The organism is Vulcanococcus limneticus LL (genome assembly GCF_002252705.1).
In the GTDB taxonomy this organism is placed as follows: Bacteria; Cyanobacteriota; Cyanobacteriia; order PCC-6307; family Cyanobiaceae; genus Vulcanococcus; species Vulcanococcus limneticus.
In genome coordinates this window covers 14,397-29,264 of sequence record NZ_NQLA01000036.1, presented here as the reverse complement: position 1 = coordinate 29,264, position 14,868 = coordinate 14,397, and the positions used below count along the sequence as shown (strand labels likewise).

Sequence of the window (14,868 nt, the reverse complement as noted above, 5' to 3'; positions counted from 1 at the left end):
TCCGAGAAACCGAGCTGCTTGCCGCCCATCAACCCAGTCCTTGCCTGTGATCACTGAGCCATTGTCGCGCGGATGGCCTGGGTTTTCCAGGGTCTCCCTATCTGTCCGGGCAGCAGCTTCCAACGATGCCGCCGGACTTCATGGGCGGCAGCCGCAAACCCGGCAGTTCTTTTTGAGGGATGGAGCATTCCATGTGGTACCCCGGTGTTGCTGCGTTGACCCCCTGGGAGCCGCCAAGGCTCCTGTCGATCCCGGCATTCCTGGTTCTTGGCGGAGTGACGTCGTTCGTGCTTCTCAGGCAGCTTGAGGATCTGATTCGCCATCAGATCCTTCGGGAGGGTCTGAGTGACGCGGCCGATCTCGCTCGCCAGCGCACCCGTTCTGTGGCCTCCTTTTTCGCCATCAACATCTTCTTCTGGTTCGCAGATCCCACCCTTGGCTCGTTTTCCGGCATCGGCGGCCAGATCGTGCGCTCGATCGTGCTGGTGATTTCGGCGATCGCCCTGGGGCGTGCCTGGAATCGCACCCCGAGCACTTACCGGCGAGAGAGCACCAGCGCCAGCCTGCGCAAGCAGCTAGAGCCACTGGTGCCCCAGCTGAGCGAGGCGTTGGATGGTCGATCCCTGGCGGAACTGTCGCCCACCGAGGTCTTCACCCTGGCAAGGGTCCTGCCGGCCCACCTCAAGCACAGCAATGTCCGGCTTTACCGCAATGTGGTGGATGATCTCTTCCGCACAGGCCGGCTCGACCGAGCCTCCGCCTTCCTCCAGCTCGAGGAGTTGCGACACGCCCTTGGCCTGCGGGAGGACGATCACCATGGCGTGATCCGAGAGCTGGCCCTGCTGGATCCAGCCCTGTTGCAGCTCGATGCTCGCCAGCGCCAGGCCCGTGATGTGCGCGAGGCGGCGGCCAAGGAAGCGATCGCCGATCTGCTTGAGGGTGCCTCCAGCGAGGGCTTCACGATCGAAACCCTGTCTGCGCGGCAGCGCCAGCGTCTGGAGCGCATACGCCGGCAGTGTGGCCTGGAGGACGGGGCCTGGAATGGGGTACTGGCGTCCTTCGCGTCGCCGACGACAGGACTCTCCCCGCTGGTGGAGCGGGAGCTCGAGTGGCTCGAGCACGCCCTGTCAGCGCGGGAGGCGCTGAGGACGGGATGTTCGGGAGAACCCCTGCTGGCCCCCTTGCTGGTGGCGCTCGATCATCAGATGGTCGGCTTTCTGCTGAACCTGCTGCCGAGCCTTCAGGGTTCCGGCGAAGACCCCATGCTGTTGCGCTGGCAGCGCCTGCGCCCCTGGCTGCCCGCCGGCGTCGAAGCCCAGCTGTGCCGGCATGGATACACGCTCCCCGCCGTGGTTGCACCGACATCAGGGGAGCCCTCCTTCCCCGCAACGTCGTTGGCCGATGTGCTCTCCGAGCTGTGGCAGGACCCCGATCCCGAGACGGCCGCCTGGTCCCTCTGGGTGTTGCAGCGCCACGCCCCCGACCGGGCGGCCTGGCTCGTCTCCCAGCCTCGCCTTGGCCTGCCGCCCTCCCGAACGCTTGAGGCCCTGGGGACGGCCAGCCTCAAGGACGAGCTCCCCCTCGACGTGCGACTGCGCCGGTGGCTGGCCAACGACCCCGAGGCGGCCGAACTGACCCCGGCGGGAGTGCTCGAACGCGCCATCGCACGGCCTCTGCTGCGCTGATGCCCTCCGATCCTGGCCTGCCTTCCCTGTGCCCGCAGTGCGGGTGCGCCGTCCTCCCCCCGGGGGGCAACCTGGTGAGGGAGTCGCCAGCCCGGGCAAGCCCGATCCCACCGTCGACTTCTCCCATCATTGACTTCGAAGCACCCGGCAGCAGGATCCACCGATGAGCCTTACCCCTTGGTTCCGTTCGAGTCTTCCCCTGTTGGTGGCGCTACAGCCCCTGGCCGTGCTGTCCCCCGCCCAGGCCCAGGGCCAGATCCAACTGGTCTGCGACGGCGCCCTGGTGGAAGCCCGCGGCAACGCGGAGCTGAAGCGCAGCACCGACCGCCTGCAGGTCTCCCTGAGCCTGGAGGCTGAGGCCCCCACGGCCGATGGCGCCCTGGCGGAGCTGCAGGCGCGGCTGGCGGCCGTGCGCAGCGGTCTGCAGCGCCTGGAGGTCAAGGAACTGGAGGTGACCTCTCCCAGCACCTGGCAGCGGCCCGCCGAGCGCCAGCGCCCCGCCGCCGTGCAGGCCAGCCTGCAGGTGACTGGCCAGCTGGCGCCGGCCCGCCTGCAGGAGCTGATCCGCAAGGTGGGGGCCCTCCCCGGGGTGCGTCTGGCCCCCGTGGCCACCCAGGCCGACAAGGCCGGCGACCGGGCCGCCCAGCGCCAGCTGCTGCGCGCCGCCTACCGGGACGCCCTGGGTCAGGCCCGCGAGATCGCGGCCGCCATCGGCCTGACCCAGCTGCGGCCCCTGGAGGTGCAGCTCGACGGCGGGTTCCGGCCCATGCCGATGCTGGCGAAGGCGGCTGATGCGGCACCGCCCCCCTTCGATCCTGCCGAGCTTCCCACTCCCACCGATCGGCTGGGCCTCACCGCCCGTTTCTGCGCCCGCTGAGCTGGCTACAGCGTCTGGCCCACTTCAGGCCGGCGCATGACAGCTCGGGAGCTGCGGTAGCTGATGCGACAGCTCAGCCGCCGCAACGGCGCTGGGATCAAGCTTCTCGCGCCTGCTCTGGATGGGGTCTGCCGGCACCGGTGCCAACGTGATCCAGGACTTGATCGAAGAGCTGCATGGCCGCTTTGCCTCCCTCAATGAAGGGGCACCGGCCGATTACATCCCGGAGCTGGCCAAGGCCCAGGCCAGCGATTTCGGTATCGCCATCGCCACCGTCGATGGCCGCCTCTATGAGGTGGGGGATACGCGCAAGCCCTTCACGATCCAGTCGATCTCCAAGCCCTTCGTCTATGGGCTAGCGCTGAAGTTGCTCTCCCCGGAGCACATGGTCAACAAGGTGGGAGTGGAGCCCTCGGGCGAGGCCTTCAACGCCATCAGCCTGGATCCCGCCACGGGCCGTCCCCGCAACCCGATGATCAACGCCGGGGCGATTGCCACCACGGCCCAGATCTGCGCCCACGATCCCGAGAACGCCGAGGCGATCCTGCTCGACTTCTTCGCCGAAATGGCCGGTCGCCGCCTGAGCATCGATGAGAGCGTGTTCGTGTCAGAGCAGTCGAGCGGCCACCGCAACCGCGCCATCGGCCATCTGCTGCGCAACTTCGACATCGTTGAGACCGATCCCGAGCCCGCGCTCGATCTCTACTTCCGGCAGTGCTCGATCACCGTCACCTGCCGGGATCTGGCCGTGATGGCGGCCACCCTGGCCTGCCAGGGCCGCAACCCCTTCACGGGTGCCCAGCCGCTCACCCCCGAGATCACGGTGCGGATCCTGGCGCTGATGGCCACCTGCGGCACCTACGACTTCGCCGGCCAGTGGCTCTACGACGTGGGCATGCCAGCCAAGAGTGGCGTGGGCGGTGGCGTGCTGGCGGTGGTGCCCGGCCGGCTCGGCATCGCCACCTACTCACCGCCCCTGGATCACTTCGGCAACAGCGTGCGGGGGGTGGCCGTCTGCAACGAGCTCTCCGACAGCCTCGGCCTGAGCCTGTTCAACCAGTACCCCCAGACCACCGCCACAATCCGGCGCTCCTACCGGGGCTCCCAGCGCCACTCCCGCCGCTGGCGCAGCGCCGAGGAGCTCAAGCAGCTGCAGGAGCTGCGCGACGGCATTCGCATCGTGCATGTGCAGGGCGTGCTCGACTTCGCCGCCGTGGAACGGCTGGTAGCCGAACTGCTGGAGATCGCGGAGGAAGCGCGCATCCTGGTGCTCGACTTCGAGCACGTCACCGAGTTGCCGGAGGCGCCACGGCACCTGCTGCGGCTGCTGTTCGCGGCGCAGCGGGCCGCCGGCCTCGAGATCCTGCTCGCCCATGGCGACCACCTGAAGCTGGAAGCCCCGGCTTCAGCCGCCGAGGGAACGGCCATCCTCGATCCGATTCCCACTCTCGAGACCCTCGATCGGGCGATCGAGTGGGCGGAGAATCGCCTGCTGGAGGGCCTGCGCGACGCGGAGGATCACTCCCTGGCGGCCGAGATCGACGAGACCCTGGGGTTCCTGGATGCCCTCCAGCCGGCCCACCGCCAGAGCGTGGCGGCGGTGATGGAGCTGCGCCCGTTCCACCAGGGCGACTTCGTGATCCGCAAGGGCGACACCGGCGATGAGCTGTTCCTGGTCAAGGACGGCCGCTTCACCACCACCATCGAGCTCGTGGGTCAGGACGGCCAGCGGCACCAGTCGCGCCTGGCCACATTCGGGCCCGGCATGTGCTTCGGGGAGATCGCCTTCCTCTCCGGCAAGCCCCGCATGGCCAACGTGACGGCCGATCTGCCGGGCAGCTGCTGGGTGCTCACCCGCAGCGAGTTCGACCGCCTCCAGGCCGGGAACCCCGCCGCCACCAGCGAACTGCTCCTGGTGCTCACCACGGGGCTGGCCCAGAAGCTGGCCCTGGCCAACTACCAGCTGACCCTGATGGAGAACATCTGAAGGCTTCGCCTCGACTGGGCGGCGCACCCATGGCTTGATCCCAGGTGCGCCTACCCCACCGTGAGGGAGAGGAACAGTTGCTGCATGCGCTTGAGCAGCACGTTCTCCTGATCGCGCACCACCTCGCGGGTCAGGCCCTCCAGCTCGCCGCGCCGCTTCGCCACCAGGTGGGCCAGCTTGCCCATCAGCACGGGGTTGCGCTCCAGTAACGGCTGCAGGTGGGGCCGATCCACCTCCAGCAGCACACATTCGCCCTGGCTGCGCACCGTGGCGCTGCGGGCACTGTCAGTGAGCATCGACATCTCGCCGAAGACATCGCCTGCATGCAGTTCGGCGACGCGGATCGGAATCTGCCCCACCTTGATCACTTCAACCTTCCCCTGCACCACCTGATACAGCGGCCCTCCAGGTTCGCCCTCCCGCATGATGGTTTCGCCGGGGGCAAAGCGCAGGCAGCGCGTATTCACCGCCAGCTGAGTCAACTCGTCCTCGCTCAGACTGGTGAACAGGGGATTGCGTTGCAGCAACCCCATGCGGGAGCTCTCGTCGTGCTTGCTCGGATGGCCGCGATCGCGATCCTTGTGGCGAGGCATCTGTTCGCGGATCGGGAAGGGCACCCGCATGCCCACCCGCTCCAACGCATACCAGATCTGCTCCAGCAGCTCGCTGCGCAGGTCCAGCATGGCTGCCAGGTTCCCTGGCTTCTGGAACACCAGGATGTCGTAGGTGATGGCGTACTCGGCATACTCCTTGACCCGCACAGCTGGGGGCGGATCCGCCAGCACCGCCGGGTTCTGACGGATGGTCTCCAGGAGCAGCTGCCGGGCCTGGCTGGTTGGGATGTCATAGTCCAGCCCTACTGTGAAGCGGTTACCCATAACCCCGAAGCGGCCATAGTTGCGCAGCACAACGGTTGTGATCAGCGAGTTGGGCACAATCACCATCGCGCCGGTGATGTCCCGTAGATAGCTGTCACGCCAGTTGACGGAGACCACCACCCCCTCAACGCCCTCCTGCACAAAGACGAAATCCCCCACGCGGAAGCTCTCGTCGAACTGGAGCTCCAGCCCTGCAAACAGGTCCTTCAGCGGTTCCTGGGCCGCCAGGCCCAGGACGGCGGTCAGCACGGCGGAGGTGGTCACCAAGCCCACCAGGTCGAAACGGGCCACCTGCTTGAACACCACCACCGTGGCGATGGAGCCTCCGATCAGCATCATCAGCTGAATCAGGATACGGGGCGGGACCTGCCACAACCGCAGGCTGGCCGGCGTCTCGACCCCGAGCCAGATGGCCAGGCGGATCGCTGCGTAACTCAGCAGCAGCTCATCGAGCAGGGCAACCCAGCGGGCATAGTCGCTCGGCAGATCCTCGAGAGAAAGGGTCTGGCCCAGGCCCCAGGCCAGCACGGCAAGCAGTGGAAACCGCAGCGGAAAGCTCGGCAGCCGCAACCGTCTGCAGAAGCCCCGCACCAGCAGCAGGAAGGCCAGCAGTGCGATGGCGAGCAGCCACACCCCGAGGAGACGCATGGAGGGGGGAGAGCACGGCACCCAGTGGCGTCAGGATAAGGGGACCCTTCTGCCGATGCTGCGCCGCGTGGGGGTAAGCGGAGCGTGCGCGTCGAATTGGCGTCATGCTGGAGTGCACCTTCGAACCCAACATGTTGTTTGCCGGAGCTCTGGATCGATCCGGGTTCGAACTCTTTCTCGCCCTTGCCATGGGGCATTTCCTCGGCGACTTCGGTCTACAGAGTGATCGGATGGCTGTGGAGAAGTGCCGCGGCAAGGATCAGACCCTCCCCTGGCAGTGGTGGCTCACCGCCCATGCCGGCATCCACGCTTTCCTGGTGACCCTGATCACTGGGTCCGCCTGGCTGGGGCTGGCCGAATGGCTTCTCCATGCCCTGATCGACATCGGCAAGTGCCGCCACGCTTACGGCCTCGGCATCGACCAGCTGCTGCACCTGAGCTGCAAGGCGCTCTGGGTGATTCTCCTGTTCTATGGGCTGTCGGCCACGCGCTGATCCATCCCTCCGCGCCCTGTCCTCATCCCTGCAGGTAGGTGGTCTGCCGCAGGCTGGTTTCCAGGTGGTCCATCAGCCGGCGGGCATCGCTGATCTTCAGCTCGCCGCGCTGGATCGCCGCTTCGCTCGCCACCCGCAGCCGCTCCAGCAGCAGGTCCGGGTCGTGTTCCATCGCCTCCAGCACCTCGGCGTTGGTACTGCCGCGCACCACGTGATCCACCTGGTAGCCGCCGCCGCCGGCCAGCCGGATGTGCACCGCATGGGTGCTGCCGAACAGGTTGTGCAGGTTGCCCATCACCTCCTGGTAGGCCCCGGCCAGGAACATGCCGATCCAGTAGGGCTCTCCCTCGCGCAGCGCGTGCAGCTCCAGCAGCGGTTTGGCCTGGCCGTCGCCGATGAAGCGGGCCAGCTTGCCGTCGGAGTCGCAGGTCAGGTCGGCGAAGTGGCCCAGACGTGTGGGCTCTTCGTCGAGTCGGTGGATCGGCATCAGCGGGAACAGCTGGTCGATCGCCCAGGTGTCGGGGGCGGAGCGGAACACCGAGAGGTTGGCGTAGTAGGTGCTGGCCAGGGCCGCCTTGAGGGCCCGAAGCTCGTCCGGGATCGGACCGGCGGGCAGCCGCTCGGCGATGGCGGCGGCGCAGGCCCAGGTGAGCTGTTCGGCCATGGCCCGCTCCGGCAGACCCAGGTAGCCGAGGCGAAAGGCGGAGAGGGCGTCGTCCTTGAACTTGAGGGCGTCGTTCCAGGCTTCCTGCAGGCGGTCCACCAGCCGCTCTCCAGGCTGGTGAACCGGCGGGTTTCCGGGCTGTCCGCCGCTGAGGTCCCCATCGCCGCCAGCGAGCGCCGTGATGCCCGCCAACGTCTCACGCAGGTTGCGAACGATCAGTGGTTCGCTCTCCGCCAGCGGCGGAATCGCATCCGGTACAGACCCCGTACCCAGCACGTCGAACACCAGCACCGAGAAGTGACTGGCGATGGCACGGCCGCTCTCGCTCACCAGGGTGGGCACCGGCACCCCGTGGGGCTCGCAGCACTCGCGCACCGTGGCCACCACGTCATTGGCGTAGTTCTGCAGCGAGTAGTTGGTGGAGGCGGCGCTGGCGGTGCGGCTGCCGTCGTAGTCGATGCCCAGGCCGCCGCCCACATCCAGGTAGCCCATCGGCGCGCCCAGCTTGGTGAGCTCCACGTAGATCTGCCCCGCTTCCTGCAGGGCGTCCTTGAGCACGGCGATGTCGTTGATCTGGCTGCCCACGTGGAAGTGCAGCAGGCGCAGCTCATCGAGCAGATTTGCCTGGCGCAGGGCCTCCACCGTGGCCAGCACATCGGGGATCGCCAGGCCGAACTTGGCCCGATCGCCCACCGAGCTGCCCCAGCGGCCGGTGCTGCGGGCCGAGAGCTTGGCGCGGATGCCGATGAACGGCGCCGCCCCCAGCTCACGGCTGGCGCGGATGATCCGCTCGATCTCATCGGCCTGCTCGATCACCACCACCGGCTGGCGGCCGAGGCGACGGGCCAGGATCGCCGTCTCGATGTAGCGCTGATCCTTGTAGCCGTTGCAGATCAGCAGCGCCTCGGGATCGTCAATCAGCGACAGGGCGATCAGCAGCTCGGCCTTGCTGCCGGCCTCCAGGCCGAAATGCCAGCGCCGACCGCTCTCCACCAGCTGCTCCACCACGTGGCGCTGCTGGTTGCACTTCACCGGGAACACGCCCTGATAGCGACCGGCGTAGCCGTACTGGGCGATGGCACGTGCAAAGGCGGCGTTGAGGCGCTCGAGCCGGTCTTCGAGGATGTCGTCGAAGCGGATCAGCAGCGGCAGCGAGAGGTTGCGGCCCTGCAGGCCCTGCACCAGCTCCACCAGGTCGAGGGAGCCGCCGCGATCGCCGCGGGGCTGCACGATCACGTGGCCGCGGCCGTTGATCGCGAAGTAGGGCTCGCCCCAGCCGTCGAGGCCGTAGAGACGGGTGCTGTCCGCCGCGGTCCAGGTGGTGGACAGGCCGGGCAGGGGCGGCGAGTGGGTCGGTTCGGCGAACACCGGCGGAGCCCGTTTCGGCGGACTCTAATCAGGGGCGACCGCCGCAGGATTCCGCTCACTCCATGCCGCCACGGCGCTCCGCAGGCCCTCGATCGCATCCAGGAACGGCTGCAGGGGCACGGGGAGGAACGCCAGCGGCAGCTCCCGAGTGGCCAGTTCCCCGGGGGGATCCGGCAAAGGTTGCGGACGCTCGTGGCGCTCGAGGGCGGTGGCGAGTGCCGCGAGCGAGTAGAGGATCCAGTCCCGCAGCTGCCGGACGTCGATGGGAGCCACAGAGCCACCCGTGCGGACCCGGCAGCTGCTCAGCAGCACGAGTGCATCGATGAGCCGCTGGCTGTGGAGCAGGAAGGCCATCAGGGGCAGCGCCATCGGCTGATGGGCGGAGCGTTCGCTCAGATAGCACTGGATCGAACTCTGGGCGTTGGCAATGGCCAGGCGCACCGCCCCCGGCGCGGACATCGGGCCTGCGGAACTTGGCGCTCCCTCCTGGCAGGCGGCGAACACGGCGGCCGCGAACCCGGCGTTGGCGCGCAGGCTGGCCGCCAACCGGCTCGGCAGGGTCTCCCCTTCCCAACGGGGCAGTACCAGGTGCAGCGCGGCCAGGGCCAGGGCGGCACCGATCAGGGTGTTGGCGATCCGCCACAGGGCCAGTCCCCAGTCGCCGGGTTGGACGATGTCCTTGTAGAGAACGATCCAGGGGGTGAGGAAGAAGACGAACAGCCCGTAGTTCACCGGCAGGAGCGCCATCATCACCAGCGTGAGCGGCACCAGCAGCAGCACGATCGTGAGCGGATGGGGGAAGAGGGTGGCCAGCACGATGGCGAGGATCCCACCCAGCACCGTGCCCAGCAGCCGCTGGTTGATGCGTGACAGCGACTCCCCCGCCGAGGGACGCAGGATCACCGACACCGTCAGGGTGATCCAGTAGCCGATGGGCAGTGAGAACAGGGTGTAGACCGTGACGGCCACGGCCGATGCGATGCCGAACCGCAGCCCGTGGCGGAACACGCTCGACTCCAGCGTCAGATTGGCCCGCAGGGTGACCCAGCCCTGGGCGATGGCGGCGCGCAGCTGAAGGGTTGGTCGATGGGGTGGAGGCGCCCCCCGCGTCCGAACCACCAGGGGCAGGGCGGCGCAGGCCTGGGCGAGGGTGGCAATCCAGTGGGCCTGGCAGGCCTGGGCGTGCCGCAGCGCGGCGGCGGCGGCCGATGGGGGTTGATCCTCCAGGGTCTGGGCGATCCCCTGGGATTCGACCGCCAGCTGCCCGAGAGCGGGCTGGGCCACCCGCCCCCGCAGCGCCCGTTCCAGCTGGAGCAGGGCGGCGACACAGCGTCCGTTGAGCTGCTGCAGCCTGCGCTGGACCATCGGAGCCGCGCCTGCCGGAATGGCCGCCAGCCGATCACCGAGGGCAGCCCCGGTCACGAACAGCTCGTCGGTGGTCTCGATCAGCTGGAGGAAGGCTGCATCGGCGGGACTCTCGCCGAGGCGGCCGCTGCGGGTCGCCGCCAGGGTCTCCTGGGCTTCGGCGAGGGCACGGCGAACCCGCAGCTTCTCCGCAAACAGCCGCTCCTCGGGGGGGCGCTGTCCACCATCCGCCGGGCAGGCCAGCCGGAACCAGTGGGCGGTCGCCTCCAGGGCCTCGGCGATGGCATCGCGCACGGGCCCGTAGGGCTGCAGCGGCCAGACGGCCACCGCCAGCAGGGTGGCCCAGGCCCCTCCGGCCAGGTAGAGCAGCGACCAGTCCAGGGCCTTCGCCGGATCGGGGCCCGCCACGTTGATGCCGATCAGGAAGCACCAGGCCGTGACCAGGCCGATCAGGGCTCCGGCGTTGCCGTAGAGCGAGAGCAGTCCGCAGCCGAGCCCCACGGCGAACATCGCCGGCACGCACAGCCAGGGCCAGCTCGCCAGGCCGATGCCGGCGCCGAGCGCCAGGGCGCCCAGCAGGGAGGCGCAGCCCATCGCCGTCGCCCGGGTGCGGTAGGCCCCGCCGGTGTCGGCCATGCTCACGTAGAGCCCGCCCAGGGACATCCAGATCAGCGCGGGCTGATGGAGCAGCGAAGCCCCCAACAGGGGCAGCACGGCGGCCAGGATCGTGCGGAGGCCGAGACGGAGGTTGGGGCCCCTGCCTGGAGCCGTCAGGGAGAGGGCTGCCCCTGACGCGGCTGGGGGCATCGCTGGGGCTCCGGCCTGATCTCCGATCCTATGGCGATCGAAACGGACCGGCTTGCTTGCCAAGCGGCAGGGCGCCCGCAGACGATGGGCCGGATCCGACGTTTTGACCCCATGGCCGCCGAACGCACCTTCATCGCCATCAAGCCCGATGGCGTGCAGCGCGGCCTGGTGGGCGAGATCCTCGGCCGCTTCGAGCGCAAGGGCTTCAAGCTGGTGGGCCTCAAGCAGCTCACCCCCAGCCGCGAGCTGGCCGAGAGCCACTACGGCGTGCACCGCGAGCGCCCCTTCTTCGCCGGCCTGGTGGACTTCATCACCAGCGGCCCCGTGGTGGCGATGGTGTGGGAAGGCGACGGCGTGATCGCCAGCGCCCGCAAGCTGATCGGCGCCACCAAGCCCCTGGAGGCGGAGCCCGGCACCATCCGCGGCGACCTGGCCGTGAACATCGGCCGCAACGTGATCCACGGCTCCGACGCCCCTGAAACCGCCGCCTTCGAGATCGGCCTCTGGTTCCAGCCCTCCGAGCTGAGCGACTGGACCCCCTCTGACCAGACCTGGCGCGTCGAGGGCTGAGTCGTCAGGCTGGGGCCTGCTTCGCTGGCCCCATGGCTCTGGCTGAACGCCACCTCACCCCCTGGCGGGGCCTTCCCATCTCCAGCGGGGCTGTGGCGGCTGGAACGGCCACCTGTCTGGCCGGTGCGCTCCTGGCCGCCGGCTTGCCACCGGCCTCCGGTCAATCCGCCGCCATCCAGCCGCGCGTGGTGGAGGTGCCCTCCCGGCCAGCCTTTGTGCATCCACCGGGAACCCGGGAGCAACCGGCCAAGGCAGGCCAGCCGCTGCCTGGCCGCTCCCTGCTGCGCACCCAGCGGCCAGGGCGCATGCAGGTGCAACTGGCCGATGGCCGCGGCTTCCGCCTGGGGGGCGACGCCGTGCTCCGGCTCAGTGACGATGCACTGCAGCTGGAGCGCGGTGAGATCATCGCCTGGCTGAAACCAGGGATCCGCCCGAGTGGTCCCTTGCGGGTACGAACCCGCGTGGGCACGGCCTCGATCGTGGGAACCACGCTGTTCATTGAGGCCGGGCCCGACCAGGTGCGCTTCCTGAGCTGGGAAGGCAAGGTGCGGGTGGACCCCGAGGACGGCCATCCCCCGGTGATTCTCAACGGAGCTGAGACGGTCGTGTGGAAGGGAGGTGCCTGGGGGTCCCGCACCCGCCTGAGCCCTGAGGAAGCCCGCACCCGTCGGCGCACCAGCCGGCTGCTCAACGGCTTCGCGCAGCCGATGGAGACCCTGCCCCTGGTCGAACGCACCTTGCGGGAGGTCTCGGCTGCGGGGCCGGTGGATGCATCCGCCAGCCCCGTCCGATGAGGCGCGGGCGCCGGGGCGGCAACCCTGGCGGCTTGCTGGCCCCACTGCTGTGGCGCCTGGGTGTGGCGATGCCGCTGCTGGCCGCCCTGCCGGTGTTGCAAGCCACGCCCCCTGGCCAGGGGTTGGCGGCTCTGGAGGCCCAGACCCAGGCCCTGGCATTCCGCCTGCGGGGCCCGCGGCCGGTGCCGAAGGCGCTGGTGATCCTGGCCATCGACGCCGATTCCCTGGCCCTCGATCGCCTTCTGGCCCCCGGCGAGCGCGACAGCGTGCCGCTCTGGCGCGCCATGGGGGCCTGGCCCTGGCCGCGGGCCCTGCAGGCCGAGCTGGCGGCCACGGCCCTGGAGGGGGGCGCTGCCCGGGTGGTCTTCAACGTGGTGCAGGCCCAGCCGAGCCGATTCGGGCCCGCCGACGACGAGGCCTTTGTGCGGCGCCTGGCTCCCTGGCGGGATCGGGTCGTGCTGGCGGCGGCCGTTACGCGCCAGGGGGTGCCGGGAGCGGGCCAGGGCAGCGTGCAGGTTCAGCTCAGCCGTCCCCAGGCGTCCCTCGCGGCGGCGGCGTTGCCCGTGCCGGCCCTCACCGCCGTGCTCCAAAGCCCCCAGGGGTTGGCGGAGGCGATCCCCGGCCAGGACTGGATCGATGACGAGCTCGGGGCCTTCGCCCCACCCCTGCCACGACCACTGGCCTACACCGCCAGCGCCGCTCCCGTGCCCCGCCAGCCTGTGGGCATTGATTTTCCCGGCCCCAGCGGCACCATCCCCCAGGTTCCGGCCTGGCAGGTCCTGCAGCAGCCCGCGGGGCTCTGGCGCGGTCGCACCGTCCTGATCGGCGCCACGGCGCCCGACCTGGGAGACCAGCAGGAGACCCCCTTCGGCCCCCAGAGCGGCACAGAGGTTCAGGCCGCGGCGCTGGCCAGCGTCCTGGCCGGCAGCGGCTTCAGGCACCTGGATCCGTGGCCGGCCACTGGACTGCTGCTCGCCTGGGCAACCCTCGTGCTGCTGGTTCTGGGCCGCGCCCGTCAGGCCAGCGACACCGCCACCCTGGCGTTGGCCCTGGGGCTGGGGGCTCTGGTCGCGGGGGGCGGGCTGTGGGCCCTGGCCCACCTGCTGCTGCCCGTGCCTGCCCTGCTGCTGGCAGCCCTGCTCGGGGGCGGGCTGCGGGGCGGCGGCCAGTGGCGCCAGGAAAGCCGGGAGCGGGCCTACCTGCATCAGGTGTTGGCCCGTCGTATTTCCCCCGCCTTGCTGCGTGAGCTCCTGAAGAATTCCGGGCCCCTGGGCACCCAGCTGGGGGGCAGTCGCGCCCGCTGTGTGGTGCTGTTCACCGATCTGGTGGACTTCACGCCCCTCAGCGCCCAGCTGGAGCCGGCGGCGCTGTTCGCCCTGTTGAACCGCTATTTCGCCGCGATCAGCGGGGCCGTGATCGAGGAGCAGGGGCTGCTCGACAAGTTCATCGGCGATGCCCTGATGGCGGAGTTCGGTGTGCCCCGCAGCCGTGGCGATGCGGTGGAGGCCCTGGCGGCGGTGCGGGCGGCCCTGGCGATGCGGGAGCGGCTGGTGGAGCTCAACCGGGAGCTGGCGGCCCAGGGCCTCCCCTCCCTGCGGCAGGGGATCGGGCTGCACGTGGGGGAGGTCATCGCCGGCAATCTGGGGTCCCCCCAGCGGCTGGAGTTCACGGTGATCGGCGCGGCCGTGAATGTGGCCAGCCGGCTGGAGGGCCTGACCCGCCGCTTCCCGGACCATCCGATCCTGATCAGCGGTGAGCTGCTGGCGCTGCTGCCGCCGGGCGTTGAGGTGGATCCCCTGGGACGCCATCCCCTCAAGGGCTGGCCCCAGCCCCTGGAGGTCTTTGGCCTGCGGGGGCTGGGGCCAGCGGCGGATGCCGGCCCGGGCCTGGCATCGTCCTGAGAATGGGTTGAGAATGGCGGGCGCTTCCCTGCAGGCGATCCGCCATGCCGCCATCTGCCCTGTCGCGAGCCGGCCGGTCGCGAGCCGCCAGGCCGTGCGTTGTGCGGGCGACCGCTGTGGCGACCGCTGTGCGGGCCGTCGGTCTGACCACCACCTTGGCCCTGATGGCCGGGCTGCTGGCCCCTGGGGTGGCCCAGGCCTCCGAAACCGCGACCGTGCGCGAGATTCTCGATGGCGACGAGCTCTACATCAATGAGCGCCAGGCCAAGGTGAACGACAAGGCCGTCGCGCCCCAGGAGGTCAACACCCGCAACAGCCGCGCCCAGCTCAGCTTCGCTTCAGGGGCCGCCGGCCGCCTCAATCGCTTCTCGGAATTGCGGCTCGGCTCCGGCTGTTTCCTGCTGGCCAAGGGCGAGGTGCTGGTGTCTGGCAAGCAGAGCGGCTGCACCCGCTCCTCCCGGCTCAGTGTGCGGGGCACCAACTACGTCCTCACGGTCGACGACCAGGGCGTTTCGGAGCTGTCGGTGCTGGAGGGCTCGGTCGAGGTGGAACCCCTCAAGGACGGACAGCCCACGGGCCAGCCAACGACCACCGTGAATGCGGGAGAACGGCTACGCCTCTCCGCTGCCGGGGTGGTGCTCACCCTGCTCCGGCTCAGCAGCGGGGATTACACCAGCATCCTCAAGGGACCCCTGTTTGAGGGGTTTCGGGCGCCCCTGCCGGCCTTCGGGTCGCTGGAGAGCTACATCCGCTCCTCGATCCCAGGGGTACCCCTTCCCTCGCTGCCGGCTGCACCGGTGCCCTCCTTCGGGTTCCCTCGCTTCTTCTGA

Annotated in this window: 11 protein-coding genes; 8 read left to right on the top strand and 3 right to left on the bottom strand. The window is 69.5% G+C overall.

Annotated features, from left to right (window positions below; genetic code table 11):
- Nucleotides 1-287 precede the first annotated feature (287 nt).
- The 3 genes from CJZ98_RS13045 to glsA all read left to right on the top strand — a co-directional run bounded on the left by CJZ98_RS13045 (nt 288) and on the right by glsA (nt 4,549).
- The gene (locus tag CJZ98_RS13045; RefSeq protein WP_157910983.1) at nt 288-1,685 is read left to right on the top strand and encodes a hypothetical protein; all 1,398 of its coding nucleotides are present in this window, start codon (nt 288-290) and stop codon (nt 1,683-1,685) included.
- 163 nt (nt 1,686-1,848) lie between these two features.
- Complete coding sequence (locus CJZ98_RS13040; RefSeq protein ID WP_094591567.1) at nt 1,849-2,562, top strand: SIMPL domain-containing protein; 714 nt, start codon at nt 1,849-1,851, stop codon at nt 2,560-2,562.
- Nucleotides 2,563-2,683: 121 nt separating this feature from the next.
- The gene (gene glsA / locus CJZ98_RS13035) at nt 2,684-4,549 is read left to right on the top strand and encodes a glutaminase A (RefSeq protein WP_094591566.1); all 1,866 of its coding nucleotides are present in this window, start codon (nt 2,684-2,686) and stop codon (nt 4,547-4,549) included.
- A gap of 50 nt (nt 4,550-4,599) precedes the next feature.
- On the opposite strand, the gene CJZ98_RS13030 is transcribed toward glsA, so the two are convergent.
- On the bottom strand, nt 4,600-6,075 hold the full coding sequence (locus CJZ98_RS13030; RefSeq protein ID WP_094591565.1) for a mechanosensitive ion channel family protein: 1,476 nt from the start codon (nt 6,073-6,075) through the stop codon (nt 4,600-4,602).
- 104 nt (nt 6,076-6,179) lie between these two features.
- Between CJZ98_RS13030 and CJZ98_RS13025 the strand changes: the two genes are divergently transcribed.
- Complete coding sequence (locus CJZ98_RS13025; RefSeq protein WP_315856595.1) at nt 6,180-6,569, top strand: DUF3307 domain-containing protein; 390 nt, start codon at nt 6,180-6,182, stop codon at nt 6,567-6,569.
- A 22-nt stretch (nt 6,570-6,591) separates the two neighbouring features.
- Here the strand turns inward: CJZ98_RS13025 and speA are convergent, their stop codons facing one another.
- Nucleotides 6,592-8,571 carry a biosynthetic arginine decarboxylase gene (speA, locus tag CJZ98_RS13020; RefSeq protein ID WP_094591572.1) on the bottom strand — a complete coding sequence of 660 codons (1,980 nt, stop codon included), beginning with the start codon at nt 8,569-8,571 and terminating at the stop codon, nt 6,592-6,594.
- A gap of 54 nt (nt 8,572-8,625) precedes the next feature.
- Nucleotides 8,626-10,773: an FUSC family protein gene (locus CJZ98_RS13015; protein WP_094591564.1), complete on the bottom strand. Its 2,148-nt coding sequence runs from the start codon at nt 10,771-10,773 to the stop codon at nt 8,626-8,628.
- A gap of 111 nt (nt 10,774-10,884) precedes the next feature.
- Between CJZ98_RS13015 and ndk the strand changes: the two genes are divergently transcribed.
- The 4 genes from ndk (at nt 10,885) to CJZ98_RS12995 (ending at nt 14,868) form a co-directional block, all read left to right on the top strand.
- On the top strand, nt 10,885-11,343 hold the full coding sequence (gene ndk / locus CJZ98_RS13010; protein ID WP_094591563.1) for a nucleoside-diphosphate kinase: 459 nt from the start codon (nt 10,885-10,887) through the stop codon (nt 11,341-11,343).
- 32 nt (nt 11,344-11,375) lie between these two features.
- The gene (locus tag CJZ98_RS13005) at nt 11,376-12,137 is read left to right on the top strand and encodes a FecR family protein (protein WP_094591562.1); all 762 of its coding nucleotides are present in this window, start codon (nt 11,376-11,378) and stop codon (nt 12,135-12,137) included.
- Entirely contained in the window at nt 12,134-14,038 is a 1,905-nt protein-coding gene (locus tag CJZ98_RS13000) for an adenylate/guanylate cyclase domain-containing protein (RefSeq protein WP_094591561.1), read from the top strand. Before CJZ98_RS13005 ends, CJZ98_RS13000 begins: the two co-directional genes overlap by 4 nt.
- Nucleotides 14,039-14,202: 164 nt before the next feature.
- A complete protein-coding gene (locus tag CJZ98_RS12995) occupies nt 14,203-14,868 on the top strand; it encodes a FecR family protein (RefSeq protein ID WP_108723304.1) in 666 nt (221 codons plus the stop codon).